Origin of the sequence: Amycolatopsis sp. lyj-108, from assembly GCF_046549005.1 — a bacterium.
In the GTDB taxonomy this organism is placed as follows: Bacteria; Actinomycetota; Actinomycetes; order Mycobacteriales; family Pseudonocardiaceae; genus Amycolatopsis.
In genome coordinates this window covers 355,876-381,073 of record NZ_JAJPWQ010000002.1, presented here as the reverse complement: position 1 = coordinate 381,073, position 25,198 = coordinate 355,876, and the positions used below count along the sequence as shown (strand labels likewise).

At 69.6% G+C, this 25,198-nt stretch carries 25 protein-coding genes; 5 read left to right on the top strand and 20 right to left on the bottom strand.

From position 1 onward, the window contains the following. Position 1: 1 nt before the first annotated feature. The 4 genes from ACLJO0_RS08075 to ACLJO0_RS08060 all read right to left on the bottom strand — a co-directional run bounded on the left by ACLJO0_RS08075 (position 2) and on the right by ACLJO0_RS08060 (position 4,369). The gene (locus tag ACLJO0_RS08075) at positions 2-829 is read right to left on the bottom strand and encodes a redox-sensing transcriptional repressor Rex (RefSeq protein WP_396557117.1); all 828 of its coding nucleotides are present in this window, start codon (positions 827-829) and stop codon (positions 2-4) included. A 176-nt stretch (positions 830-1,005) separates the two neighbouring features. Then, the gene (locus tag ACLJO0_RS08070; protein ID WP_410577286.1) at positions 1,006-2,541 is read right to left on the bottom strand and encodes a molybdopterin-dependent oxidoreductase; all 1,536 of its coding nucleotides are present in this window, start codon (positions 2,539-2,541) and stop codon (positions 1,006-1,008) included. Between the two features lie 58 nt (positions 2,542-2,599). Next, positions 2,600-2,836 (bottom strand): glutaredoxin family protein, encoded by a 237-nt coding sequence (locus ACLJO0_RS08065; protein ID WP_005151738.1) that lies wholly within the window; start codon positions 2,834-2,836, stop codon positions 2,600-2,602. 48 nt (positions 2,837-2,884) lie between these two features. Continuing rightward, positions 2,885-4,369 carry an AMP-binding protein gene (locus ACLJO0_RS08060; RefSeq protein ID WP_410577284.1) on the bottom strand — a complete coding sequence of 495 codons (1,485 nt, stop codon included), beginning with the start codon at positions 4,367-4,369 and terminating at the stop codon, positions 2,885-2,887. 293 nt (positions 4,370-4,662) lie between these two features. Between ACLJO0_RS08060 and ACLJO0_RS08055 the strand changes: the two genes are divergently transcribed. From ACLJO0_RS08055 to ACLJO0_RS08045, 3 genes are all read left to right on the top strand, one after another. Continuing rightward, positions 4,663-5,358, top strand: a complete 696-nt coding sequence (locus tag ACLJO0_RS08055; protein WP_410577282.1) for a sigma-70 family RNA polymerase sigma factor — start codon at positions 4,663-4,665, stop codon at positions 5,356-5,358. Between the two features lie 109 nt (positions 5,359-5,467). After that, entirely contained in the window at positions 5,468-6,556 is a 1,089-nt protein-coding gene (locus tag ACLJO0_RS08050; protein ID WP_410577281.1) for a DUF5667 domain-containing protein, read from the top strand. 95 nt (positions 6,557-6,651) lie between these two features. After that, positions 6,652-7,554, top strand: coding sequence for an HAD family hydrolase (locus ACLJO0_RS08045; RefSeq protein ID WP_037308177.1), 903 nt, complete (start codon positions 6,652-6,654; stop codon positions 7,552-7,554). Between the two features lie 95 nt (positions 7,555-7,649). Here ACLJO0_RS08045 and ACLJO0_RS08040 read toward each other — a convergent pair whose 3' ends face one another. The 11 genes from ACLJO0_RS08040 to ACLJO0_RS07990 all read right to left on the bottom strand — a co-directional run bounded on the left by ACLJO0_RS08040 (position 7,650) and on the right by ACLJO0_RS07990 (position 18,086). Beyond that, positions 7,650-8,753 (bottom strand): lysophospholipid acyltransferase family protein, encoded by a 1,104-nt coding sequence (locus tag ACLJO0_RS08040; protein ID WP_410577278.1) that lies wholly within the window; start codon positions 8,751-8,753, stop codon positions 7,650-7,652. Beyond that, a complete protein-coding gene (locus tag ACLJO0_RS08035) occupies positions 8,750-9,799 on the bottom strand; it encodes an NAD-dependent epimerase/dehydratase family protein (RefSeq protein ID WP_410577277.1) in 1,050 nt (349 codons plus the stop codon). Before ACLJO0_RS08035 ends, ACLJO0_RS08040 begins: the two co-directional genes overlap by 4 nt. Before the next feature lie 286 nt (positions 9,800-10,085). Continuing rightward, positions 10,086-10,187: a 30S ribosomal protein bS22 gene (locus ACLJO0_RS08030; protein WP_007030867.1), complete on the bottom strand. Its 102-nt coding sequence runs from the start codon at positions 10,185-10,187 to the stop codon at positions 10,086-10,088. Positions 10,188-10,332: 145 nt separating this feature from the next. Continuing rightward, complete coding sequence (locus ACLJO0_RS08025) at positions 10,333-10,557, bottom strand: helix-turn-helix domain-containing protein (protein WP_410577275.1); 225 nt, start codon at positions 10,555-10,557, stop codon at positions 10,333-10,335. Between the two features lie 206 nt (positions 10,558-10,763). After that, positions 10,764-11,579, bottom strand: a complete 816-nt coding sequence (gene proC / locus ACLJO0_RS08020; RefSeq protein ID WP_410577274.1) for a pyrroline-5-carboxylate reductase — start codon at positions 11,577-11,579, stop codon at positions 10,764-10,766. A gap of 24 nt (positions 11,580-11,603) precedes the next feature. Beyond that, entirely contained in the window at positions 11,604-12,434 is an 831-nt protein-coding gene (locus tag ACLJO0_RS08015) for a thioesterase family protein (RefSeq protein ID WP_410577272.1), read from the bottom strand. 141 nt (positions 12,435-12,575) lie between these two features. Continuing rightward, positions 12,576-13,373 (bottom strand): sugar phosphate isomerase/epimerase family protein, encoded by a 798-nt coding sequence (locus ACLJO0_RS08010; RefSeq protein WP_125788667.1) that lies wholly within the window; start codon positions 13,371-13,373, stop codon positions 12,576-12,578. 22 nt (positions 13,374-13,395) lie between these two features. Next, positions 13,396-14,991: a hypothetical protein gene (locus ACLJO0_RS08005; protein ID WP_410577270.1), complete on the bottom strand. Its 1,596-nt coding sequence runs from the start codon at positions 14,989-14,991 to the stop codon at positions 13,396-13,398. 105 nt (positions 14,992-15,096) lie between these two features. Further along, a complete protein-coding gene (locus ACLJO0_RS08000; RefSeq protein WP_125790233.1) occupies positions 15,097-16,086 on the bottom strand; it encodes a Ppx/GppA phosphatase family protein in 990 nt (329 codons plus the stop codon). Between the two features lie 81 nt (positions 16,087-16,167). Beyond that, complete coding sequence (locus ACLJO0_RS07995; RefSeq protein WP_125788664.1) at positions 16,168-16,857, bottom strand: response regulator transcription factor; 690 nt, start codon at positions 16,855-16,857, stop codon at positions 16,168-16,170. Further along, entirely contained in the window at positions 16,854-18,086 is a 1,233-nt protein-coding gene (locus tag ACLJO0_RS07990; RefSeq protein WP_396557140.1) for a sensor histidine kinase, read from the bottom strand. The genes ACLJO0_RS07995 and ACLJO0_RS07990 overlap by 4 nt, the downstream gene beginning before the upstream one ends. Before the next feature lie 292 nt (positions 18,087-18,378). On the opposite strand from ACLJO0_RS07990, the gene ACLJO0_RS07985 reads away from it, so the two are divergent. Together ACLJO0_RS07985 and ACLJO0_RS07980 are read left to right on the top strand one after the other, a co-directional pair. After that, a complete protein-coding gene (locus tag ACLJO0_RS07985; RefSeq protein WP_125790234.1) occupies positions 18,379-19,026 on the top strand; it encodes a DNA-binding response regulator in 648 nt (215 codons plus the stop codon). Continuing rightward, entirely contained in the window at positions 19,023-19,940 is a 918-nt protein-coding gene (locus ACLJO0_RS07980) for a hypothetical protein (RefSeq protein ID WP_410577268.1), read from the top strand. The genes ACLJO0_RS07985 and ACLJO0_RS07980 overlap by 4 nt, the downstream gene beginning before the upstream one ends. A gap of 70 nt (positions 19,941-20,010) precedes the next feature. Here ACLJO0_RS07980 and ACLJO0_RS07975 read toward each other — a convergent pair whose 3' ends face one another. From ACLJO0_RS07975 to ACLJO0_RS07955, 5 genes are all read right to left on the bottom strand, one after another. Next, positions 20,011-20,760, bottom strand: coding sequence for a phosphoglyceromutase (locus ACLJO0_RS07975; protein WP_410577266.1), 750 nt, complete (start codon positions 20,758-20,760; stop codon positions 20,011-20,013). 749 nt (positions 20,761-21,509) lie between these two features. Beyond that, on the bottom strand, positions 21,510-22,436 hold the full coding sequence (locus ACLJO0_RS07970) for a DUF4349 domain-containing protein (RefSeq protein WP_410577264.1): 927 nt from the start codon (positions 22,434-22,436) through the stop codon (positions 21,510-21,512). A 67-nt stretch (positions 22,437-22,503) separates the two neighbouring features. Continuing rightward, entirely contained in the window at positions 22,504-23,019 is a 516-nt protein-coding gene (locus ACLJO0_RS07965) for a YbjN domain-containing protein (RefSeq protein ID WP_125790238.1), read from the bottom strand. Further along, positions 23,016-24,320 (bottom strand): D-inositol-3-phosphate glycosyltransferase, encoded by a 1,305-nt coding sequence (gene mshA, locus ACLJO0_RS07960; RefSeq protein ID WP_410577262.1) that lies wholly within the window; start codon positions 24,318-24,320, stop codon positions 23,016-23,018. Before mshA ends, ACLJO0_RS07965 begins: the two co-directional genes overlap by 4 nt. Before the next feature lie 21 nt (positions 24,321-24,341). Next, entirely contained in the window at positions 24,342-25,154 is an 813-nt protein-coding gene (locus tag ACLJO0_RS07955; protein ID WP_410577260.1) for an alpha/beta fold hydrolase, read from the bottom strand. Positions 25,155-25,198: the final 44 nt, after the last annotated feature.

Genomic DNA, 25,198 nt, shown 5'->3' with positions numbered 1-25,198 from the left:
TTCAGCGCACCACCATTCCGTTGCCGTGGCCGTTCACGCTGCCATTCTCGGCGCTTCCGGGGCCCCCGTCTCCTCCGCCGTTGCCGTTGGCGGCCAGATCCGCGCGGCGAGCGACGTGGAACGACAGGATCTGCAGTTCGACCGCGAGATCCACCTTGCGCACCTCGATATGTGCCGGAACCTGCAGCACCACCGGGGCGAAATTCAGGATGCACTGCACGCCACCTGCGACAAGGCGGTCGCAGACCGACTGCGCGGCGGTGGGCGGAGTGGCGATGACGCCGATGGAGATCTGCCGTTCGGCGCAGACTTTGGGGATCTCGTCGAGATGCGAGACCGGGAGGCCGCCGACCGGCACGCCGACCAGATCCGGGTCGAGGTCGAACAGCGCCTCGACCGGGAAACCGCGGCCGGGGAACCCGCCGTAGTTGGCCAGCGCGTGCCCGAGGTTACCGATACCGACCACGGCGACCTTGTGCTTGCGGGTCAGGCCGAGGATCCGCTCGATCTGGCTGACCAGCACCTGCACGTCGTAGCCGACGCCGCGGGTGCCGTACGAGCCAAGGTACGACAGGTCCTTGCGCAGTTTCGCGGAGTTGACGCCCGCGGCCTGCGAGAGTTCCTCGCTGGAGATCGTCGTCGCGCCCTGCTCGGCCAATCCGGAGAGGACACGGAGGTAGACGGCGAGGCGGGCGACGGCGGCCTCGGGGATCGACTTCGCGCGAACGGCTTCCGGTTCGGCGGCGGCCTCGACGGCGGGCATCTCCGCGGTGGGCGCGTTGTCGGCGTCCGGTGTCACCCGGGTGCGCCGGCCTCGTTGCGACACCACGCTTGTCCGCTCCTCTGGTCCTGCTGACGACATGAATCGCCTGAACCTGGAAACCGGCTCTTGACCCGCCGCGCTGAGTCCGGTTCGATGCCGGGCGCTTTCGGAGGCGACGTATCTACGGTAGCCACTTGTGAACGCAGGCACAAAGTCACAGGTGAACGCTGTGTTGAGGGTCTCTACCGCGCGTTGACCGTCACCGTGTGCCAGCCGGTGGCCCCGTCCGGGACCGTTCCGGCGAGCTCCTGCGTCTGCGTGTAGCCCGACTGGTCCGTCGCCCGGACGGCGATCTCGTGCTGACCGGCGGGAACCTGGACCTCGGTCCACCACATCCGCCAGGTGTCCTTCGACGTCTCGGCCGACAGGACGGCCTCCTGCCACGGCCCCTGATCGACCCGGACCTCGACCTTCGCGACGCCGGTGTGCTGCGCCCACGCGATCCCGGACACCACGACCTTGCCCGCGTTCACCGCCGAGCCGGGCGCGTCGATCCGCGACTGCGTCTTCACCGGCGCTTCCTTGGCCCAGCCTCGGCCGAGCCAGTACGCCTGCCGCTCCTCCCAGGTGGTGATCTCCAGCTCGGTCACCCATTTCGTGGCGGACACGTAGCCGTACAGCCCGGGGATCACGATCCGCGCGGGGAAGCCGTGCTCGATCGGGAGCGGTTCGCCGTCCATGCCGAGAGCGAGCATCGCGCCACGTCGCGGATCGAGGGCGGCTTCGATCGGGGTTCCGCAGGTCCAGCCGTCGACGCTGGTCGCGAACATCTGCTCGGCGCCGGGTTTGACGCCCGCTTCGTTCAGCAGGTCTCGCAGGTCGATGCCGATCCAGCGGGCGTTGGAGATGTACGGGCCGCCGACCTCGTTCGAGACGCAGCAGAGGGTGACGTCGCGTTCGATCAGCGGCCGCGAGCGGAGGTCTTCATACCTATAGGTGACTTCGCGATCGACCATCCCGCGGATCTGCAGGCTCCAGTCCTCGGTGCGGACCTGCGGGACGACCAGTGCCGTGTCGATCCGATAGAAATCCTTCGAAGGAGTGAGATACGGCGGGGTGCCGAGCTTCGCGAAGTCCGCGTCGGGCGGGATCGGCGGCGCCGTCCTCGCGGCGACGAGCCTGCCGACGGCGGCACGCGACTCTTCCGCGTTCTTCCTGGTCCCGACGAGCTGGCCGGTCAGTGCGGCGACACCGGCACCTGCCGCGACGGAAGCGCCGGTGATCAGCACCTTCCGCCGGTCCGGCCCCTCGCCCTCGCGGACGTCGAACAGCACGGCAGGCAGGAAGAACCGGTGCAGCCACGTGAACACGACGAGCCCGGCGACCAAGGCGGCCACGGGCGCCAGCAGCGCGATCTGCCCGAGATCGGTGCGCACGAAGACGGCGGCGACGCCCGCCGCGCCGAGCAGGCCGACGAGCACCTGACCCGGCAGCGGCTTGCGGCGCGAGAGTTGTCCGGCGAGCAGCGCGAACAGCACCAGCACCACGGCGAGACCGATCTTGAGGACGGGCTTGTCCCAGGTCTCCAGCGTCTGTTCGGCCCAGGCCACGACGGCGTGCGGACTGTGGTCGATGACGAAGTTCGCCACCGCGACGAACGGCGAAGCCGTGTACCCGACGAAGCCCGCCACGAGGTGTCCGACGCCGAGGGCGGCCGCCAGTGACAGGAGCCCGGTCAGTGCGGCTTGCGGGAAGCTGAGCCTGCGTTCGTCGTCCACGTCTCCATCTTCGTCGGCGATAGGCACGGAGGTGGGCCGATCGCCCCTTACGAGACTGTTACGCCAGTGCCTTCCGGAGCCTGTCCTCTTCGACCCGCCAATAGCCGTGCTCGGCGTCGTCGATCAGGATCACCGGCACGCGGTCGCCGTATTCGGCCCGCCATTCGGGGTCGCTGTCGACGTCCTGCGCCGACCAGGCGACGCCCAGCTCTCCGCAGATCCGCTCGATGTCCTGTTCCGCGACCTCGCACAGGTGGCAACCCGTGCGGGTCATGACGGTCACGTGGTGGGCCATGGCTCCATCTTCACCCAGTCCGAGGCACTCTTTCCCACCGAGGGCTCATCAGCGCAGTCGCATCCTGCGCAGTTTCCCGGTGGCGGAATGCGGCAGGGACTCGGCGAACTCGACGGTGTGCGGCACCTTGTACCCGGCCAGGTGCTCCGCGCAGTGCTCGACGACCTGCTGCTCCGAAAGCGAAGCGCCGGGCGCGGGGACGACGACGGCCTTCACCGCTTCGCCGGTCCGCTCGTCGACGACGCCGACGACACCCGCCTCGACGACCTCGTCCAGCATCGAGATCACGTTCTCGACCTCGTGCGGGAAGACGTTGAAGCCGTTGACGATGATCAGGTCGTTGGCGCGGTCCACCAGGTGCAGGTCGCCGTCGGTGTCGAGGTAGCCGACGTCGCCGGTGCGGAACCAGCCGTCCTCGTCGGGACCGTGCGAACCGTCGGGCCAGTAGCCGGAGAACAGGTTCGCGCCGCGGATCGACACCAGGCCGGTGCCACCGTCCTCGTCGAAGGCGTCCCCGAGGTCGTCCGGGTCCAGCGGGACGGGTTCCGCGTCGCCGTCGCTGTCGACCAGCCGGAGCTCGACGCCGGGCAGCGGCCGCCCGACCGAACCCGGCTTCGGGTAGCCGGTGACCAGCGTCGTGGTGACCACGGGCGCGCATTCGGTGAGGCCGTAGCCCTCGTAGACGTCGAGTCCGGTGGCGCCGCGGAGCGCGGTGAGGATCTTGGGGTGCAGCGGCGCCGCGCCCGACGTCATCCGCCGGACGGTGGAAAGGCCGGCGCCCAGTTCCTCGGGGTCCATCGCGGCGAATTCGGCGTACATCGCGGGCACGCCGGCGATCGAGGTCACCCGGTACTCGGCGCAGTCGGCCAGCGTCCGCTCGGCGAGGAAACGTTCGGAAAGGATCGCCGTCGCGCCGACCGCCGTGGTCTGCAGCAGGCCCGGGCCCAGGCCGTAGACGTGGAACAACGGGATGGTGATGAGCACGCGATCGCCGTGCACGAGCGGCGTGGGGACGATCCGGTTCAGCTGGTCGAGGTTCGCCAGCAACGCCCGGTGCGACAGCATCACGCCGCGCGGCGGACCGGTCGTGCCGGAGGTGTACGAAATGACCGCGATGTCCTCACCGGATCCGGCGGCGTCGACCGGTTCGGCTGCTCCATCCGAGGTAACAGGCGGTGAGAGGCTTGTCACTCCATCGGGGAGTCCCTCGGTCGTTTCGCGTTCGAGGACGAGCCGCGCGCCGCTGTGCTCCAGCAGCCCGTTCAGCTCCGCCGCCGGGGCCTGCGGCGAGATCGGGACGACCACCGCGCCCGCCCGGAGCGCCCCGAACAGCGAGACGGCGAACGCGGCCGTCGTCGGCAGCCGCAACGCCACCCGGTCGCCACGCTCGATTCCCGCGTCGAGCAGGGCGTGGGCCAGCGCGTGGGCGGCGTTGTCGAGCTGCGCCCACGTCAGCGCGACCCCACCCCCGGTCTCCTGGACGGCCGCCTTGCCGGGCCACTGGCGGGCGGCCTCGACGAGCAAGGTGGGCACGCTTCCTTCGGCAACCTGCTCCGCGCTCAACTGCGAACCTCTTCCCTCGGATCGACGGCGTTGTCAGTTTGTCATCTCGGCCATCGTCATGGGGGTCACTCCGTTTCGTCGCAGTTCCGTAACCCCGGCACCGCTACCTACTTCGCGGTAACTACACGTATGCTGCTGGACGTCGTCGAGTGGTGTTGATCACTCGATGGTGAGAAAGGGAGTCCGGACGTGCAGATCTTGCAGGCCCACGCGGCGGTGGGACATGCGGGCCGGTACTCCCTGTCCGGAACGGGAGGTGGACCGTGACCCTTCCCGCGCCGAACCCCGTCTCCATGCTGGCGGGCCACATCCTCCGCCGGAGCGGGTTCCCCGCGGCGCCGCCGTCCCGGACGAAGGTCGAAGAGAACGACGCCGCCGAAGCCGCGAAGGCCGAAGCGTGGGAGCTGGTCAGCGCCGCCCAGGACGGCGACACCTCGGCGTTCGGCCGTCTCTACGACCGCTACGTCGACGTCGTCTACCGCTACGTCCTGTTCCGCCTCGGCGACCGTGACCTCGCCGAGGACGTCACCAGCGAGACCTTCCTCCGCGCGCTGCGCCGCATCACGTCGGTGAGCTACCAGGGGCGTGACGTCGGCGCCTGGTTCGTCACGATCGCGCGCAACATCATCCTCGACCACGTGAAGTCGAGCCGGTTCCGCCTCGAGGTCGTCACCGACGAGGTCGCCGAGCCGAACGGGGCACCGATCGGGAACGTCGGCGTGCAGGCCGTCGCCGGACCCGAACAGCAGGCCATCAGCCGCGCCACCCGCGCCGAACTGTTGCGTTGCGTCGCCGAACTCGGCGAAGACCAGCGCGAGTGCATCGTGCTGCGGTTCATGCAGGGGCTCTCGGTCGCCGAGACCGCGGCGATCATGAAGCGCAACGAAGGCGCAATCAAGGCCCTTCAGCACCGCGCGGTACGCCGTTTGGCACAACTTCTGCCCACAGGACTGCGTTAAGGTTCCATATTTGTCCCTCACCGGGCCTTGCCGTAACCCTTGGGCGTCCCCGCTCGTTTTCTCAGCCAGACCGGTGTCAGGACCGGGCTGAGCAGATGGAGACTTCGCCGTGGGCGTGCCGGGATGGTTCGCGCGGGAGCGGGCGGACGGTGACCGCTTCGCCGACCTTGTCGACGGCACCGCGTCCCCGGAGGACGACGAGTTCGCCCACGAACTCGCCCTCGTCGGCGGCTTGCGCGAACTGGGCGCCGGCGGCGCTCCCGACGCCGAGACACGGCAACGGATCCGCGACGAGATCGCCGGACGGCTCGCCGAAGCCGAAACCGCGCCCAAGCGTCGCGGTCACGCCGTCGCCAACCTCGCCGCGGCCGCCGTCGCGCTCGTACTGGCGCTGGGCGGCATCACCCTGCTGCTGTCCAAGGACGCGTTGCCGGGCGATCCGCTCTACGGCATCAAACGAGCGGGTGAATCGGCCGCGCTCGGGCTCACCTTCGACGAGCAGGACAAGGCGAAGAAGCATCTGGAGTTCGCCGCGAACCGCGTCGGCGAGCTCGCCGAGCTGACCCGGCAGGACGCCCCCACCGACGCGTATTTCACCGGCCTCACCGATTTCGAGACGGATCTACGGGCCGGGGTCTCGCGGCTGACGGCGATCGTCACCGATCAGGGTGGCCAGACGCGGCTGACCGAACTCCGCTCATGGGCCCAGCAGCAGTCCGACCGGCTCGGTGTCCAGGTCGGGCAGGCCCCCGCCGAAGCCCGCGACAAGTTCGCCGCGGCCCGCAGCCTGCTCGACAAGGTCCAGGCGCGCACGACGGATCTCGGCTCGCGGCTGGTCTGCTACACGATCACCACGGGCTCATCCGACGAACTGGGCGCGGTCCCGGCCGCCGGTGACTGCGTCCGCGATCCCGATTCCCCCGACGCGGCCGTGCCGCCGGTGTCGTCTCCCCCGCCGTCGTCCACGCCGACCGGATCGCCTTCGCCGACGGCGGTGCCGCCGGCATCTTCCGTCGTGGACACCGCCGCCCCGACCGGACCGCTCGCGCCACCCACCGCGGGCACGCCGCCGCCCGTGGTGCCCACCCCCGGCCCGACGAACCTGCCGCCCCTGCCGACACCGACCGTCACCCCGAAGCCGCCGCTGATTTCGATTCCGCCACTCATCCCGGGGTTACCGCCGATAACCATCGGCTGACGCTCTGTCGACGAGGGAGGCGCCACACCTGGTACGAGCCGGTCGAGCGCTCGCTACGCTGTGCGTAGGCACCTGGGATTCCGGAGGCGGTGTGCGTGTCAGTTTGGCGGGGCAGGGACAAGAGTCAAGAGCTCGAACGGCTGGCCGAGCTCGCGGGCGAGGCGTCGGCCGAGGCCGCCATGGCGACCGCGTCCGCCGAAGCCCTCGAACCGCCCGCGCCGCCCGCTCCGCCGGACCTGACGGCGGCCGCGTTCTTCGACGTCGACAACACCATGATGATGGGCGCGTCGATCTTCTACTTCGCCCGCGGCCTGGCCGCGCGCAAGTTCTTCACCTCCGCCGATCTGGCCGGATTCGTCTGGCAGCAGGTGAAATTCCGGCTCGGCGGCCGTGAGAACAAAGAGGACATCAAAACCCACCGCGAGCGCGCACTGTCCTTTGTGGCCGGTCGCACCGTGCAGGAACTGACCGACATCAGCGAAGAGATCTACGACGAGCTGATGGCGGACAAGATCTGGTCCGGCACCAGGGCGCTCGCGCAGATGCACCTCGACGCCGGGCAGCGCGTCTGGCTCGTCACCGCGACCCCGATCGAACTCGCGGCCATCATCTCGCGGCGCCTCGGCCTCACCGGCGCGCTGGGCACCGTCGCGGAGACCAAGGACGGCGTCTATACCGGCCGCCTCGTCGGCGACCTGCTGCACGGCCGCGCGAAAGCCCACGCCGTGCGGGCGCTGGCGTCACGCGAAGGACTGAATCTCAAGCGCTGCACGGCGTATTCGGACTCGCAGAACGACGTCCCCATGCTGTCGGTCGTCGGGACCGCGGTCGCGGTGAACCCCGACGGCGGTCTCCGCGACGTCGCGCGGGCGCGCGGCTGGGAGATCCGCGACTTCCGGACCGGCCGGAAGGCCGCGAAGATCGGCGTGCCTTCGGTGCTCGGCGTCGGCGCCGTGGCCGGCGCCGTCGCGGCCGGCATGGCCTACCGGCGCCGCTGACCCGTCACCCCTAAGCAATTAGTCACCTACTTGCGCCGATTGCGGCCGCGCGTGAGCACGTGCCCACGCAAGTAGGTGACTAATTGCGGAGGGCACTAGCCCTTGAAGACGCTCCGCCGCTGCGAAAGGCGTTTGTACAGCGACTGCTGGATCGACTCCCGGACCTGGTCGGTCAGGGTGAAGACCAGCATCGGGTCGTCGACGGCGTCCGCGTCGTAGGTGTCGGTGCGGATGGGCTCGCCGAACTCGATGCTCCACTTCGTCGGCAGCGGGATCGCGCCGAGCGGGCCGAGCAGCGGGAAGAACGGCGTCACCGGGAAGTACGGCAGGCCGAGCACCCGCGCGAGCAGCTTGATGTCGCCGACCTTCGGGTAGATCTCCTCCGCGCCGATGACCGACACGGGAATGATCGGCACCCCGGTCCGCAGCGCGGCGGACACGAAACCACCGCGGCCGAACCGCTGCAGTTTGTACCGCGACGAGAACGGTTTCCCGATCCCCTTGAACCCTTCCGGCCAGACGCCGACGAGTTCTCCCTTGCGCAGCAGGCGTTCCGCGTCCGCGTTGCAGGCGAGCGTCTGCCCGGACTTGCGGGCGAACGAGCCGATCAGCGGCATCTGGAACACCAGGTCCGCGCCGAGGCCGCGTAGATGCCTGCCGCCGGGGGCGTGGTCGTGCACGGCGACGGCGGTCATCAGCGCGTCGAGCGGCAACGTGCCGGAGTGGTTCGACACCAGCAGCGCGCCGCCGTCGGCCGGCAGGTTCTCGACGCCGAAGGTGTCGACCCGGAACCACTTCTCGTACAGCGCGCGCAGCGGCGGCAACAGCAGGGTTTCGGTGAGCTCGGCGTCGAAGCCGAACTCGTCGACGGTGTAGTCGCCGGTCAGCCGGTCCCGCAGGAACCCCAGCGCCGTCCTGAGCGAGGCCGGGAGAAGGTCCGCGTCGGCCGGGCGGGTCCGGGCGGGCGAGACCCGCGCCGTCCCGGGGAACTCGACGACGGGCGCGTCCGCCCGGCGTTCCTGCCGCAGATGTTCTTGTGCGTCTTCGGACTCGCGAAGATCCCGATCCGCTTGGACGGCCTGGTCCGGCTTCTCTCTGCCGGGGCCGTGCAACGGGATGATCCGCGCTTCAGCGCCGCTCACGTTTTCCGCCTCGCCTTCGTGAGAGTTTTCGGGGTTGTTCTCGTGTGGCCTGCTCATCGGTGCGTCGCCTGTCCGGTCGCCGCGGCCACCAGCACCTTGCCCGCGAACCCGGCGAGCTTGCCGCCGTCCACCACGGGCCGGAGCCCGCGGCCGGTGATGTAGTCGTCGAACGCTTCCCGCGTCGTCCAGCGCGGGGTGTAGCCGAAGTCCTTCTTGAGTTTCGTGATGTCCACGACGCGACCGAAGTTCAGCAGCCGCACCTGGTCTGCGGAGAAGTCGACCACCCTCGCGCCGCGCAGCACCTTGCCGACCGACGGGACGACACCACTGGGCATCGGCAGTTCGAGCCGCCCGGCCCGCCGGATCGCCTGGGAAAGGGTGAGTACCCCGTCCGAGCCGACGTTGAACACGCCGGGTTTGTCGTTCAGCGTCGCCTGCTCGAACACGGCCAGCGCGTCGGAGGCGTGGAGCAGCTGGATCCGCGCGTCGTAGCCGAAGACGGTCGGGACCACCGGCAGCGCGAAGTAGCGCGAGAGCACGGTGTCGATCTCGGGGCTGATGATGTTGGCGAACCGGAGCAACGTCGTCGTGATGTCGGGACGACGGCGCATGAGCCCGCGGACGTACCCCTCCATCTCGACGGCGTCCTTCACGTAGCCGCTGGCGGAGGTGGGGATGAGCTCGGAATCCTCGGTGAAGACGGCCTGGGAGCGCGCTCCGGCGCCGTACACCGCGGCCGTCGACTTCACCACGAGCTTGCGCACGAGCGGCGAGCGCTGGCAGGCCGCCAGGAGCCGCATGGTGCCGATGACGTTGACCTCTTTGATCGCCGTCCGGCGAGCCGGGCCCGCCGGATGCGCGGTGCACGAGGCGTGCACGACGGTGTCGACCTTGGCCGTGCTGATCACCTTGGCGATCAGCGGGTTGCGGATGTCGGCACGGACGTATTCGGCGTGGCCCATCCGCTGCAGGACCGACTTCTGCGGAGGCGTGGTGTCGACGCCGATCACCCGCTCGAACTCCGGATTGTTGCCGAGTCTGGCGAGCAGCTTCCCGCCAAGGTCTCCCCCGACCCCGGTCACGAGCACGATGTTCGACGGCATAGGACTCCCTGCGGCGTTGGGGCGGTTCTCGGACTTCGATCACGGGGTCCTGATGACCTTGAGCGCTGGTCGAGCCACCGAGTGTGCGCGTACCTGCACTCATGGGAAGCATCGCGCGGGTGCCCTTGAGATGTTACCGCTCATTAGGGGTAGTCGGCCCAGCGCTTACATGCTATTAACCAGCTGCTCGCAGAGGGGACGCACGTCTCACTCGAATGGGCGGAAACCGCCCATCGAATGGGAATGGCCCGTCCAGAAACTGGACGGGCCATTCACCGGCTGTGTCTTACTTGCCGGCCTTCCTACGCTGAACGCGCGTCCGGCGCAGCAACTTGCGGTGCTTCTTCTTCGACATGCGCTTACGGCGCTTCTTGATCACAGAGCCCATCGAGAGCGCTCCTTCCTTCGTCGTCGGTCACGCTGCCCGGCGCAGCGTCCAACGGGTGGAGCGCACAGGCACGAGCGGTCTTCCAGGGTACTCGCGCCCCGGAAGACGCCCTCGGGCGGGCATGTTGTGCCCCGCGAAGCGGGCCTCAGCCCACGTCGAAGTACGCGCCTTGGAGATATTCGTGAACAGCCTTTTCGGGCACTCTGAACGACTTCCCGACGCGCACCGCGGGCAACTCGCCCGAGTGAACGAGGCGGTAGACGGTCATCTTGGAGACCCGCATCAGCGTGGCCACCTCGGCGACCGTCAGGAACTGGACCTGGCCCACTGTGTTGACCTTGGCCAGGTCATCCTTCTTGTTCTGCGGCATGATTCACCGTGTCCTTCGACACGTGTCGCGCCACGAGGCTTCCCCACCTGTGGTATCGACACGCACGTGCTCTCCTGAGAGTAGCGGGACACGTGTGGCTAAAGCGACGCGAGTCACCGAGATGGGCCCGTACGACCCCCGCAATTCGTCACCTACTTGCGGGGGTCACCTGCCCGAACGCGTCCTCGACCGGCGCAAGTAGATGACTAATTGCGGGGGTCGTGGGCGGCGCCCAGTTCGGTCGAGCGGTCCTTCGCGGCCTCGATCGCGGCCAGGAGCGCCGCGCGGACGCCGTGCTTCTCCAGCTCGCGGATGGCGTTGATGGTCGTCCCGGCGGGCGAGGTGACGGCTTCGCGCAGCAGCACCGGGTGTTCGTCGGACTCGGCGAGCATCTTCGCCGCCCCGACCGCCGACTGGATGATCAGCTGCCCGGCGAGCGCGCGGGGAAGGCCGAGCAGGATCCCGGCGTCGATCATGGCCTCGACCAGGTAGAAGAAGTACGCGGGCCCGGATCCGGACAGCGCCGTGACGGCGTCCTGCTGCGACTCCGGCACCTCGACGACCTGCCCGACGTGCGAAAGCAGGTCCTTCACCACCGCGATGTGCTCGGCGGTCGCGTGCGCGCCCGCGGAGACCGCGCTCATCGCCTCTCCGACGAGCATCGGGGTGTTCGGCATGACCCGCACCACCGGGACGCCCTCGGCCAGCCTGCGCTCGTACAGGGCGGTCGGCAGGCCCGCGCACAGCGAGACCACCAGCGACTCCTTGCCGAGCAGCGGCGCGAGCTCGTCCAGCACCGGTTCGATGTCCTGCGGTTTGACCGCGACGACCAGCACGTCGGCCCGGCGCGCGGCGTCCGCGACGGTGACCCCGTGCACGCCGTAGCGTTCGGTCAGCTCGGCCGCGCGCGCCGGATAGCGTTCGGTGAACAGCAGGTCGGCGGGGCTGTGCCCGCCGTGCAGCAGGCCCGAGAGCAGGGCCTCCCCGATCTTCCCGGCACCCAGAACCGCGATCACAGTCATGCGCTTCAGCGTGCCAAACGGCCGTCAGCCGCCGGGCGCCGGGGCGAGCGCCAGCTGCCGCGCCTGACAGACCAGCCTGCCCTGCGAGTCCACCACGAGGGCGTCCGAGTCGAACCAGGCCTCGTGCACCGACTGGCTCTCGACGATCACCCGCAGCCACCCCGGCGCCGGCCGGGTGCGCAGCAACGCGGTCAGCTGCACGGTCGGCGCCCAGCCGACCCGGCCGAGGTTGTAGACCACCGGCGGGTTCACGTCGCTCGCGAGCAGCGCGAAATACGGGTCCGGGAGCCCGTGCCGCGGCCGGACCCACAGCCGGATCTTCGGCGGGTCCCCGATCCGGCCGTGCAGGTAGCCGACACTCGCCGGATCGAGCCGGACCTCGCAGCCCTTCGCGAGGTTGAACACGCCTTCGGACGTCTCACCGGTCATGGGTACGGCGCCGGGCGGCGGCTCCACGGGCATGGACGGGACGTCGGTCCACTCCGGCCGCCGCATCGGCAGGCGCCCGGTGGTCACCCTGGCCTCGACGCAGCTGCGGCCCCGCTGCTCCAGCAGGACCGCGACGACCGAGGCGCGCCTTCCGACCTTCCGGACGTCCATGCGCAGCAGCACCGGCCCCACCGCGGGCGGGTGCAGGAACTCCGCGCTGATCGCCAGCGGCTCGGACGGCGGTTCGCCGCGTTCGTGAAGGAACGTGAGAGCGGCCCTGGCCATCAGGGCCATCAGGAAGCCGCCGTGCGGATGTCCGCCGATCGACCATTCGGTACGGAGTACCGCCGTGAAAGTGCCGTCACCCAGTGATCTCGTCGCGCAGGCAGCGTCGAAGGAGGTGCTCGTTTCGTCGGCCGCGCTCACCGAGCACTGACCCAGGCCACGAGCCGATCCATCGGGGTGCGGGAGATCAACAAGCGCAGCTGGTTCACGGTCGGAACTTTACGTGTACCAGCGCCTCGGGCGCAGGGAGGAATGATTCTCCGCACCTGGAGACGATCTTTGTCACTGGCCGAGGTGCAGCCTCGCGAACAAGAGTGACTCCGCGAGGTCTCGCGAGCGCCGCGCCGCGCTCGGCGACCGGCGAGTGTTGATCTCCAGCACGATCTGTCCGGAGAAATCGCTGTTCACGAGCTTTTCGAGGAGTTCGGCGCAGGGTTCGATCCCGCGTCCGGGCACCAGATGTTCGTCCTTCGGGAGTCCCGTGCCGTCCGCCAGATGGACGTGCGCGAGCCCGGAACCCATCCGATCGGCGAGGGCGAGGGCGTCCATCCCGGCTGCCGCTGTATGGGACAGGTCGAGCGTGTAGTGGCGAAACCCTACGTCCGTAGGGTCGATCGAGGGCCGGAAGGCCGAGACACGGGACGTCCGCGAGCCGCCGGGCGGGCGGACCTTGAACATGTTCTCGACCGCGATCTCGATCCCGCTGGCGTCTTCGAGCTCGTCGACGAGGTCGCCGAACGCGTCGCCGTAGCGGCGCTGCCACCGGAACGGCGGATGCACCACGACCGTGCGCGCGCCCAGTTCCTGTGCCGCGTCCACGGACATCCGCAGGCGCACCTCGGGGTCCGGTGACCACACGCGCTGGGTGATCAGCAGCGACGGCGAGTGGATCGACAGCACCGGCACCCCGGTGCGGCGCGACCACCGGCGCAGCGCGGAGATGTCCTGGCTGACCGGGTCGGCCCAGACCATCACCTCGACGCCGTCGTAACCGAGGTCGGCGGCCAGTTCGAAGGCGGTGCCCGCCCGCAACGGCCAGACGGACGCCGTCGAAAGGCCTACCGGAACCTGCTGAGCCATTCCGGCATTCTTCCCGAGGCCGCTAGCGCGCGACCAAGAGGAGTGCGGCCGGTGAGACCGTCACCACCAGCCCGACCAGCACCGCGAGCACCAGGGTCTGGAGATCGTCCGCCTTGCGGATCTTCCGGACGATCCACACCAGCGCGACGATCACCAGCAGCGCGGCGACCAGCGCGGCGGCGGGGATGTTCACCCACAGCCAGTTGAAGCCCAGCCAGACACCGGCGCCGCCGACCACGCCGAGGGCGAGCTGACCGGCCAACGCCAGCCATTGCTTCCCCGGCGAGACCTTTTCGGCGGGTGCCGCGGGCTCGTCGTTCTCGACGACGTCCTCGGCCCGGTCGTCTTCGTAGTCGTCCTCGTACTCGTCGGCGCGGTAGCCGTAGTCGTCGCGTCCGAAGTCGGGGCCGCCGTCCGGGTACGCCGGGTCGGCGAACTCGCGCTCGTAGTCGTCGAGTTCGTCCTGCCGCTCGCGGTCGTCGAGCGAATGCGGTGGCACGAACGGCATCGGCGCGGGGTGGGGCTGGCGGGTAGAAGCCATGGTCGGTGGGCCCGCGTCGAACGGGTCCGGTTCGGGGTCGGTGTCCGGTTCGACGGGCGCGACCGGGGGCGGCACCGGCGGGATCCCGCCGATCTCGGTGTCCTCGGACTGCACCTTCTGCCTGCGTTTACGCCATCCGGCGAGCCCGGCGGGCGGCGACGGCGGCTTGACGGGCGCGGAAGCCTCGGGTTCGGGCGCGGGTTCGTCGCCGACCGCGGCGAACTGCTCGGTGCTCGGCTCGGCCTTGGGCTGGGCGGGACGGGCCGGCGGACGACGGCGGCGCGCCGGCTGTGCGGGCGGCGTCGCGAAGCCACCGCTGGCCATCGGACCCGGCTGGTCCTGCACGTCTTCGGACGGGGCGTCGAGGCCTCCGTCGAGTCTCGCCGACAGCCCCGAGGACGGAGGTCCGGCGGGCGGCTCGGGGCGACGGCGCACCGGCGGCACCGCGCCGCGGGTCTCCTCCGGGCCTGCCGGGCGGGGTCGGCCACGCGGGGGCAGGCCCTCGGAGTCCGGCGGACGCTGGTAGCCGGACTGCTCCTGCGGCGGAGTCGGCCGCACGAACTGACCCGATTGCTGCGGCGGGCGCTGCTGGTAACCGCTCTGCTCCTGCGGCGGCGTGGGCCGCGCGAACTGACCGGATTGCTGCGGCGGGCGCTGCTGATAGCCGCTCTGCTCCTGCGGCGGGCGCACCGGCGGCGTCTGCCGGGTCGGGGTGGACGCGACGTCCGGCGGCACCGGCAGCGGCGCGGAGTCCTGCTGCGGCTGCGGAAGCGGCCGCGCGCCGGAATCCTGCTGCGGCTGCGGCAGGGGACGTGGTCCCGAATCCTGCGGGCGCGAGCGGCGCGGCGGACGGTTGAGCGGCGGCGGGGTGTCGCCGGACACCCTGTCGATGATCGCCTGCGGCGCGGTGTCGCTCGCCGACGGCGTGCGCCTGCCGCGAGTGGGCTCGGGAGCCTCGTCCTCGTCGTCGGCCGCGCGGCGTCGCCTGCGGCGCCCGCCTTCCGGCTGGGCTCCATGCTGCGCGAGCAGCTCCGCCACGGTCTTCTGTGGCCGGCCGCTCTCTGTCTCGTCCGTCATACCGTGCTGTCCAATGCGCGCTCCGGCCGTTGTGAACCGGCACGCGACGGAGCATCGGCGGCGTCGCGCGCGCTATCCACCGTCATCCGCATTTCCGTCACCTCTTCACCGTGCCCGTTCTCCGTCGACTAAGTCCAGTCGGGCGCTGCCGCCCACAGTCTCGTCCGCACCGTTCGAATGGTCCAGCCGTCGAAGGATGACACCTTCTCGCAGCGCCCACGGACAGATCTCCAGTTCTTCCAGGGAAAGCGCCCGCATGGTGGCTTGTGCGACGAGCGCTCCGGCCACCAGCTGATGCGACCTGCCCGCGCTGACGCCCTCGAGTTGTGCCAGGTCATGGGCGGTCATCCGGGAGATGAACGCGATGAGCTGGCGCAACGCGGTGTCGGTCAGGGTACGGCGCACATGCGGTCCGCCCGCCGACGGCGCCGCTCCGGTCAGCCTGGCGAGCGACCGGAACGTCTTCGACGTCGCCACGACACGATCGGGTTCACCCAATTTGGCGACCTTCTTCGCGAGCGGGGCGAGTTGTTCTTCGAGCCACGCCGAAGTCGCGATGAGCTCCGAGCGGGTCGGCGGGTCGTGCTGGAACCGCGTCCGGGTGGTCCGGCCGGCGCCGAGTGGCAGCGATTCGGCCAGATCCGGCTCCTCGTCGCGGCCCATCGCGATCTCCAGCGAGCCGCCGCCGATGTCGAGCACGAGCAGTTTTCCCGCCGACCAGCCGAACCAGCGGCGGACGGCGAGGAAGGTGAGGCGGGACTCGTCGATCCCGGAAAGCACCTTCAGTTCGACGCCGGTCTGTTCTTGGACCTTCGCCAGCACCTTCGGGGCGTTCTTGGCTTCGCGGACCGCGGACGTCGCGAACGCCATGACCTCTTCGCAGCCGAGCCGGGCCGCGGCCGCCTTCGCCGATTCGACCGCCCGCACGAGGCTGTCCGCACCCGCGCGGCTCAAGTCGCCGTTGCGGGTGATCTGCTCGGCGAGCCGGAGGACGGCCTTTTCGGAATGCATCGGGGTCGGGTGGGCGCCACGGTGGGCGTCGACCACGAGCAGGTGGACGGTGTTGGAACCGACGTCGAGTACCCCTAGGCGCACGAGCGTCTACGGTACCCGCCCCCACGTCAGGTCACGAAACCGTAACCGTGATCTGTATCGCAGGAGGCGGGTACCGGCCTGTCACGTCTCGAACTTGTAGCCGAGGCCACGCACCGTGACCAGGTGCCGGGGCGATCCCGGGTCCGGTTCGATCTTCGACCGCAGCCGCTTCACGTGGACGTCGAGCGTCTTGGTGTCGCCGACGTAGTCCGCGCCCCACACCCGGTCGATCAGCTGCCCGCGGGTGAGCACGCGGCCCACGTTGCGCAGCAGGTACTCGAGCAGGTCGAACTCCTTCAGCGGCAAGGAGACCTCCTCGCCGTCGACGGTCACGACGTGCCGTTCGACGTCCATGCGCACCGGCCCGGCGGCCAGCACGAGCGGTGCCAGATCGCCTTCGGAGCCCGGCTCGCCGCCGCGTCGCAGCACCGCGCGGACCCGCGCGATGAGCTCACGGGCCGAGTACGGCTTGGTGACGTAGTCGTCGGCGCCGAGTTCCAGGCCGACGACCTTGTCGATCTCGCTGTCGCGTGCGGTCACCATGATCACCGGCACCGCGGAACGCTGCCTGAGCTGCTTGCAGACGTCGGTGCCGCTCATACCTGGGAGCATGAGGTCGAGTAGGACGATGTCGGCGCCGTTCCGGTCGAACTCCTCGAGCGCCTGCTGCCCCGTCACGGCGACGGCGGCGGTGAAGCCCTCTTTGCGGAGCAAGAACGCGAGCGGATCGGCGAACGACTCTTCGTCCTCGACGATGAGAACCCTCGTCACAGGTTTCCTCCATGGTCGGGGCTTTCTTGCCCTGTTGCCACGAGACGGGGTGTCCGCTCGGGGGTCTTCTCCGGCCGGGATGCCGGCGGAGCCTGTTTCACGGCCGCGGCCGGCTCGGCGGGGATGTGCGCGGGGATCCGCAGGGTGAAGGTCGATCCGGTGCCGGGACGGCTCCAGAGTCCGACCGAACCGCCGTGGTTGGCGGCCACGTGCTTGACGATCGCCAGGCCCAGCCCGGTGCCGCCGGTCGCCCGCGACCTCGCCTTGTCCGCACGGTAGAACCGCTCGAAGACACGCTGCTGTTCGTCTTCGGCGATGCCGATGCCGCGGTCGGTGACCGCGATCTCGACCTTGCCGTCGACCAGCCGCCTGCTGATCGACACCGGGCTGCCCGGCTGTGAGTACGCGACGGCGTTCTCCAGCAGGTTCGACAGCGCGGTCACCATCAGCGTCCGGTCACCCTCGATGAGCAGCCCGCTGGCCGCGTCGGTGGTGATGGTGATCTCGGCGGATTCCGCCGAAAGCGTCGTCCGGCCGAGTGCCTCGCGGACCACGGCGTCGACCTCGACCACGTTCAGATCGGGCAGCCGCTCGGCGCCCTGCAGCCGCGACAGCGCGATCAGCTCGGTGACGAGCTGGCCGAGCCGCGTCGATTCGCGGAGGATCTTGCCGCCGAAGCGGCGGACCTCCTCGGTGTCCTCCGCGGCGTCGAGGATGGCCTCGGTGAGCAGCGCGATCGCGCCCACCGGCGTCTTCAGTTCATGGCTGACGTTCGCGACGAAGTCACGCCGGACGGCTTCGAGACGGGCCGCCTCGGAGTGATCGACGGCCTCGACCACGGTGAACCCGTCGCCGAGCGGGCGGACCTCACCGAGGACGGCCTCGGGCTGACGGCCCCTCGCCTCCAGCGGGGAAAGGTCGATCTCCATCGGTTCGTCGGTCTCGACCACCTGCTCGGCGGCCTTGCGGGCCCGCGGATCGGCCTGGTTGACCTTCACCAGTCCCAGCTCGTAGGCACGCGGGTTGTGCAGGACCATGTCGCCGAACTTGTTGAGCACGACGACGCCGTTGTTGCTGGACCGCACGAGGCGTTCGAGCAGCTCGGCCACGGTGGGCCCGGCCGGGCGCCGTTCCTCGCGGCGGGTGCGGCTCCTCGCGATCAGGAAACCGAAAACCACACCGACGATCAGTCCGCCGACGGCCAGGGCGAGTGCAACAGGCGTGGTCACAGGGGAATCGTAAGCGCGTGGGTAGTCTTTTGGCCTAGTCCCGGCCGCGTACTCGTGATGCCTATGACACCTGGGGGCACCCTGTTCGCCTGCAGGTCAGGCCCCGTTCACGTGACCGACCCCGCACCGAGACCTCCTGGGTGAGGCGAGTCACCCGAAACGGGGACCCCGGCGGCGGCTCGTGCCCGGATCCCGACTTTCGTCGTGACTATCCGGACCGGGTTCTGCCCACTCACCGGCGAATAGCGACGTTCCCGTCACGGTCGCCGGGGAATGTTGGAAGACTGTCGCCGTGGAACTCGTCAGTGACATCTCCCTGATTCGCGGAGAAGAAGAGCTGTTCGACCGGACGGCTCATCTGTTCGTCGCGGCGACCGACATCGCGTGCGCGGCCGATGACCTCTACACCTGGGCACTTTCCCGGCCGTCGCTCACGCGGCAGGGCGAACGGCTGGTCCGCGACAAGCGGATCCGCAAGCTGTACCGGCCCGGCGTCCTGTTGAACGAGCAGACCGCGCAGCATCTGCACCGGCTGTCCGGCCTCGGCGCGCAGATCCGGATCGGCACCGAGGAGATCAACGAGACGATCCTGCTCGACGAACGCGTCGCGATCATGGCCGGCGACGAGGGCAAGGCGGTGCGCTCGTACAGCGTCATCTCGCGTCCGGAGCTGGTGCAGGGCATCCTGTCGCTGTTCGAAACCGCCTGGCAGGCGGCCGCGACCCTGGAGACGTTCGACGCGCGGTTCGCCGACATCCGGATGGAGGCACCGCAGATCCTCGAGTTCCTGACCACCGGCTGCAAGGACGACAAAGCCGCGAAGAGCCTCGGCATGGGCGTGCGCACCTATCAGCGGCGCGTCTCGGAACTGCTGGTCGCACTCGGTGTGACCTCGCGGCTCCAGGTCGACGCGCGGGCGCGGGAGCTCGGCCTCCTGTGAGGCGCTGGGCGGGCCTCGCCGTACTGCTCGCGCTCGCGGGCTGCACCACCACGGTCTCCGGCGCCGCCCGGCCCGAACCGGAAACCCCGCCCTCGAACCTCGCGCTGGTCGATCCGGCGCGGACGGCGTCGGTGCTGACAGCGGTCAAGACGGCGACCGAAGCGGTGTTCTCCTACGACAGCACGGCCGTGCCCGCCTACGAGAAGGCGATCGCCGACAACCTGACGCCGGGTGCACGCGACGAAATGGCGAAACTGTTCGCCGAGGTCCGGAAGTCTGCGGAGCCGATCAAGCTGGTGACCAGGGTGATCGTCTCGGCCGCGGTCGAGCAGACGCCGGACAAGGCGCAGGTCCTGACCGTGCTCGACCAGAGCAGCACCAGGGCGGGCACCACGAACAAAGGCATCGCGTCGGTGCTGCTCGCGACCGTGCGCGAAGGCGACCGCTGGCGGATCGGCGAGATCAAGGTGAACCCGGCCGGATCGCCGGCCGCGACGGAGAAACCGGGCGCTGGTGACCGGGTGCTCGCGCGGGTCCGGGATTCCGCCCGCGACGGCGCCCTGCGTGCCGCGCAAGCCCTGCTGAGCGTTGATCCGGCCGATCCCGAAGGCACGTACGCCCGCTACGAGTCCGTGTCGACCGGGCAGTTGCTGACCCAGTTCCGGCAGGACAAGGCGACGGGGGTCGGCAAGATCCGGGCCGCGGGCGCGAAGTCGTCGCTGGTGCCGAATCCGGCCGCCGCGGTCATGGAGGTCGTGGACGACAAGGCGAGCGTGCTGCTCCACGCCACGACCGACGTCACTGACGTCACCGGGCAGGCGACGAAGAAGCACCTGCCGATCGTCCTGCGTCTCCAGCGGCTGCCCGAAGGCTGGAAGGCGGCCGGGATCGAACTGGTCGCGAGCCTCCCCTGACGCAATTCGGCACCTGGTTGCGATGGTTCGAACTTCGAACTATCGCAACCAGGTGCCGAATTGCGTGCGGTCAGCGGCCCTGGTTCGCCACGGCGGCCGCGGCCTTCTTGGCGGCCTCCGGGTCCAGGTACGTCCCGCCGGCGGTGACCGGCTTGAGGTCGTCCGTCAGGTCGTAGCGCAGCGGGATGCCGGTCGGGATGTTGAGCCCGGCGATCGCGTCGTCGGAGATGCCGTCGAGGTGCTTCACCAGTGCCCGCAGCGAGTTGCCGTGCGCGGCGACCAGCACGGTCTTGCCGGCGCGCAGATCCGGCACGATCGCGGACTCCCAGTACGGCAGCAGCCGCGCGACGACGTCCTTGAGGCACTCGGTCAGCGGGGCGGTGTCGCCGAGGTCGACGTAGCGCGCGTCGCCGACCTGGCTGAACTCGTCGGCCGGGTCGATCGGGGGCGGCGGGGTGTCGTAGGAGCGGCGCCAGAGCATGAACTGCTCCTCGCCGAACTCGTCCAGGGTCTGCTTCTTGTTCTTGCCCTGCAGCGCGCCGTAGTGCCGCTCGTTGAGGCGCCAGTCGCGCTTCACCGGGATCCAGTGCCGGTCGGCGGCGTCGAGCGCCAGATTGGCGGTCGAGATCGCCCGGCGCATCAGCGAGGTGTGCACGACGTCCGGCAGCAGACCGGACTCCGCGAGCAGCTGCCCGCCCTTGCGCGCCTCCTGCTCGCCCTGTTCCGACAGCGGCACGTCCACCCAGCCGGTGAACAGGTTTTCGGCGTTCCACGTGCTCTGCCCGTGACGCAGCAGCACCAGAGTCCCAAGCTCAGCCATGCGCCCCAGCCTGCCAGAGTGAGTGGAAGCGCCGGTCAGAGGGCCGGAATTGCCCTTTCTTCTACGGAGAGTGCGTTACCCGCGAGTAACACCTTCACCCGTCCAGAAGACGGAGTGCCAACAAGTCCCGATCTCCGAAAAACAGGCTGCACTCCGTTATCCCTGATTTCGAAGTTCACTCGAACGGAGTAACCGGTAGTCTTGTGATTACAGGTGGAGATCTGACAGGTTGACTAAGTCCCGCGCGGCCGGATTCCACGCACTCCCCGGTTCGACGCGGGTGACGACCGCGACTCGTCTCCCCCCTGCCGAGTCGCGGCGCCCGCCGGCCCCGTTGGCATCCCCCTCGTCACCGGGTCCACCTTGGCGGGAACTTCAGCGGGGCGGCTCGAGATCGCGACTCCCCCCTCCCTCGAGCCGTCCCGCCTGTTCACCTTCAGGGACCCTCGTGCGTGGCGGTGACGGTTCTGGCCACGGGTGTCTTGGGTACCCACGGCCCAGGCCGTGTCCTGCAAGTCATGTTTGCTCTCTCCCCCGGTGACCGTGTGGATTTCTGGTCATCCAACGCACCAAAATCCACACAGTCAGCGACGGTCCTGACAGCGAGTGAGAGGTGTGTGGATATAGGGACACTCAACGTCCCTATATCCACACACCCGCCCGCGATACCAAAGGTCCCCCGCTCCCGTTCCGCAGGTCAGCACGCCAGGCGATACTCACAGGACACCGCCTCGGCGCCCTGTTCACCTTCAGTCCAGCGGGGGCGCGGACGGCAGATCCGAAGCGGTCGCCATCGCGGGCTCCGCCGGACGACGCCGCTTGCGCAGCCACCACACCAGCGCGGCCGCGGGGACACCGAAGACCAGCACGAACGGGGCCATCGCGCCGAGCACGGTCAGCAGGCCGCCACCGAAGGTCAGGAACGCGTCCCAGCCGTTCGTCAGGCCGCCGAAGAACCCGCTGCGCGACTCCTCCTCCGCCACGACGGCCTCCGCCTTCACCTGCAGCGAGATCGTCGACATGGCGACACTTCCGGCCAGGCTCTCCCGCCGCTTCTGGAGCGACTCGAGTTCGGCCTCGCGGCTCGTCAGCTCGCTCTCCACCGAGGCGATCTCCGAAATCGAGGTCGCCTTCGCGAGCAGCGCGCGGACGCGCTCGACGCTCGCCCGCTGGGTGGCCAGCCGCGATTCGATGTCGACCATCTGCTCGGTCACGTCCGTCGCGGTGATCTCGCGTCTCACCTGCTTGCCCAGCTTCGCCAGCTGGTCCAGCACGCCGTCGAGGCGTTCGGAGGGCACGACGACGTTGACCGTCGCCCGCTTCTCCTGGGTGCTCTCCTGCCCGGTGTAGCCGGCGGCGCCCTGCGTGATGACGCGGACCTGCGAAATCACGTCGGCGACGTTCGGCGCGGTGAGCTCCAGGCTCGCCGTCCGCACCAGTTTGCGGTCGGTGATCCCCGGCTGCCCCACCGGCGCCGGGTCCTTGCCCGAACCCGCCTTGCCGGCGCTGTCGCTGCTTTCCTTGTTCGGCGAGCCCTGATTCGGCGCCGCCTGCTTGGTGTCGGCCGACATCGGCATCGCCGCGGACTCGCTGCTGCCGCCGGAATCGTTCGCCGAGCAGCCCGCGAGCGCCAGCACGATGCCTGCCGCGGCCACCCATCTCAATCGCTTGCGCATCCGTCCTTCTCCCTCCAGTGCTGCGGAGAGAGACGGAGCCGGGCTCAGACCCGTTGCACCATTCGGGTCACGAGTCGGTCAAGGCTCCGGGTTCGTGCCCGTTCGAAGGCTCGACGAGATGTTTGAACGCCTGCAGGTTCGCCAGGGACTCGCCGCGGGAAACCCGCCAATCCCATTCGCGTTTGATCGATTCGGCGAAGCCGAGTTCCAGCAAGGTGTTGAAGTCGCCGTCGGCGGCCTCCAGCACCTGCCCGAGGATCTTGTCCAGTTCGGACTCGGTGACCGTGTCCAGTCCGAATCGGCCGACCAGGTAGATGTCGCCCATCGCGTCCACCGTGTAGTGCACGCCGTACAGCTTCGCGTTGCGGCGCAACAGAAAACGGTAAACGTCCTCATGGGACTCATCGGGGCGGCGGCAGACGAAGGCTTCGACGGCGAAGGCGTGATCCCCGGCGACCAGCCAGCAGTTCGTCTGAAGTTTCTTGGTGCCGGGCAACGTGACGAAGTACTTTCCCTCGCCGCGCCTGTCGTATTCCAGGCCCGCGTTGTCCAAAGAGGACCGCAAGGTCTCGTCGAGCGTCAAACCGCCACCTCCGCGCGCTGTTCGAGGGCACGCCGGAACGCGCCGGTCGCCTGAGCGTACGTGTCCAGCAGCCGGTCCGTCGTACGGCGCCAGGAGAAACGCCGCGCGTGGACGACGGCGTTGGCCGAAAGTTCCGCACGCCAGCCGGGCCGCAGCGCGACGTTCGCGAGCGCGCGCGCCCAGTCCTTCGGATCGTGCGATGGCACGAGCAGCCCGGAGACACCGTGCGGCACGGCGACCGGCAGCCCGCCGACCTCGGCCGCGATCACCGGCGTCCCGCAGGCCTGCGCCTCGAGCGCGACCAGCCCGAACGACTCGTTGTAACTCGGCACGGCGACGATGTCGGCCGCGCGGTAGACGTTGACCAGCGAGCGGCCGGGCTGCGGCGGCATGAACCGGGTCTGCTCCTCGATCCCGAGGGAGACGGCCAGCTCGCGCAGGGCCTGCGGCTGCTCCAGCCCGGTCCCGGACGGGCCGCCGACGATCAGCACCACCAGCCGCGACGCCAGCTCCGGCCGCTCGCGCAGCATTTCCGCCGCGGCCAGCAGGAGGACGTCCGGCGCCTTCAAGGGCTGGATCCGGCCGGCGAAGGCCAGCACGATCGCGTCCTGCGGCAGCCCCAGCGCCCGGCGCGCGGCCGGGCGGGAACCGGGGGTGAACCGGTCGAGGTCGACGCCGGGCGGGATGGCGTGCACGGAACGCGGGTCGGCGTCGTACAGCTCGATCAGCTCACGGGCCTCGACGCGGGTGTTCGCGACCAGGCAGTCCGCCTCCTCGACGACCTGCTCCTCGCCGATCACGCGGGTGCGCGGCTCAGGGGTGTCTCCCTCGGCCAGTGCGGCGTTCTTGACCTTGGCCAGCGTATGCGCGGTGTGCACCAGCGGCACTCCCCAGCGGTCGCGGGCGAGCCAGCCCGCCTGGCCGGAAAGCCAGTAGTGCGAATGGATGAGGTCGTAGTAGCCCGGCTCGTGGAACGCCTCGGCCCGCAGCACCCCGGCGGTGAACGCGCACAGCTGCGCGGTCAGCTCGTCGCGGCCCAGCGGCTCGAACGGTCCGGCCGGGATGTGCCGCACCAGCACGCCGGGTGCCAGTTCGGCGACCGGCGGCTGATCCGAGGACGTCGCGCGCGTGAACACCTCGACCTCGACGCCGCGGCGGGCCATCTCGGTGGCCGTCTGGCTCACGTAGACGTTCATCCCCCCGGCGTCGCCGGTGCCCGGCTGCTCCAGTGGAGAGGTGTGCAAAGACAGCACCGCGACGCGCCTTGGCGCGGCGTCGAACCCGTGCAGAGGGATCGTCACCTGGTCAACACTCCCGAAGTCCTACTGATCGGCGAACCCGCGCAGCAGTTCACCGAACTCGTCCACCGCTTCGGCGAACGGCAGATGCCCCACCTCAGGTAGCCAACGCACGACGGCCCCCTGAATCTTCCCGGCCGTGTATTCCGCCGACGTCGGATCGATCACAGCGTCCGCGAGACCATGGACGATAAGTGCCGGTTTGTCCAGATCGCGAAGTACGTCCTCGCTCCCGACGTCGCGCCGGAACAGCGCGGAGCGCACCGCGGGCGGAGTCGAAAGGCTGGCGCCGAGCAGCGACTGGGTGAGCGTGCCGGATACCGGCGTGGCGGTCATCTGCCCGCTGAACTGCACCAACGCGGGAATCGCGACCGACGGATCGTCCGAAAGCACCGCCGGGATGGCCTCGCGCATCGCGGGGCCGACCTTGCCGCCGGGCCGGTTCTTGCCGATTTCTGTGATAGCGCCCACAAAAACGACGCCCGCGAGCCGCGCCGAGCCGTGCACGCGGAGGTAGTCGGTGATCACGAGCCCGCCGTAGGACCAGCCGACGACGATCGCGTCGTCACCGGCGAAGTCGAGGACGGAGGCGAGATCCTCCGCCCAGACGCGCGGGTCGTCGTAGCCGGCGGAGGGCACTTCGGAGTCACCGTGACCGCGCAGATCCATCGCGACCAGGCGGAACCGCTCGCTGAGGGCGGGATCCGCCATCTGCGGCGCCCATGCCTTGGCGGACTGGGCCCAGCCGTGCACGAACACGATCGGACGGGTGTTCTCGGCGCCTTCGACCCACAAGCCGATGCGGGTCCCGCCGTAGCCGACTACCTCGGTCTTCATGCCCCGCACTTTAGGAGGTCGGCCGGGTGGTCGCCGCCGCCCTC

Excerpts from the sequence above, each read along its gene's own strand:
- ACLJO0_RS07975 (WP_410577266.1), bottom strand. The coding sequence starts at position 20,760 with ATGGCTGAGCTTGGGACTCTGGTGCTGCTGCGTCACGGGCAGAGCACG.
- ACLJO0_RS07955 (WP_410577260.1), bottom strand. The coding sequence starts at position 25,154 with ATGAAGACCGAGGTAGTCGGCTACGGCGGGACCCGCATCGGCTTGTGG.
- ACLJO0_RS08040 (WP_410577278.1), bottom strand. The coding sequence starts at position 8,753 with ATGAGCAGGCCACACGAGAACAACCCCGAAAACTCTCACGAAGGCGAG.
- ACLJO0_RS08010 (WP_125788667.1), bottom strand. The coding sequence starts at position 13,373 with ATGGCTCAGCAGGTTCCGGTAGGCCTTTCGACGGCGTCCGTCTGGCCG.
- ACLJO0_RS08065 (WP_005151738.1), bottom strand. The coding sequence starts at position 2,836 with ATGGCCCACCACGTGACCGTCATGACCCGCACGGGTTGCCACCTGTGC.
- ACLJO0_RS07970 (WP_410577264.1), bottom strand. The coding sequence starts at position 22,436 with ATGCGCAAGCGATTGAGATGGGTGGCCGCGGCAGGCATCGTGCTGGCG.
- ACLJO0_RS08025 (WP_410577275.1), bottom strand. The coding sequence starts at position 10,557 with ATGCCGCAGAACAAGAAGGATGACCTGGCCAAGGTCAACACAGTGGGC.
- ACLJO0_RS08005 (WP_410577270.1), bottom strand. The coding sequence starts at position 14,991 with ATGACGGACGAGACAGAGAGCGGCCGGCCACAGAAGACCGTGGCGGAG.
- ACLJO0_RS08030 (WP_007030867.1), bottom strand. The coding sequence starts at position 10,187 with ATGGGCTCTGTGATCAAGAAGCGCCGTAAGCGCATGTCGAAGAAGAAG.
- ACLJO0_RS08035 (WP_410577277.1), bottom strand. The coding sequence starts at position 9,799 with ATGCCGTCGAACATCGTGCTCGTGACCGGGGTCGGGGGAGACCTTGGC.
- proC (WP_410577274.1), bottom strand. The coding sequence starts at position 11,579 with ATGACTGTGATCGCGGTTCTGGGTGCCGGGAAGATCGGGGAGGCCCTG.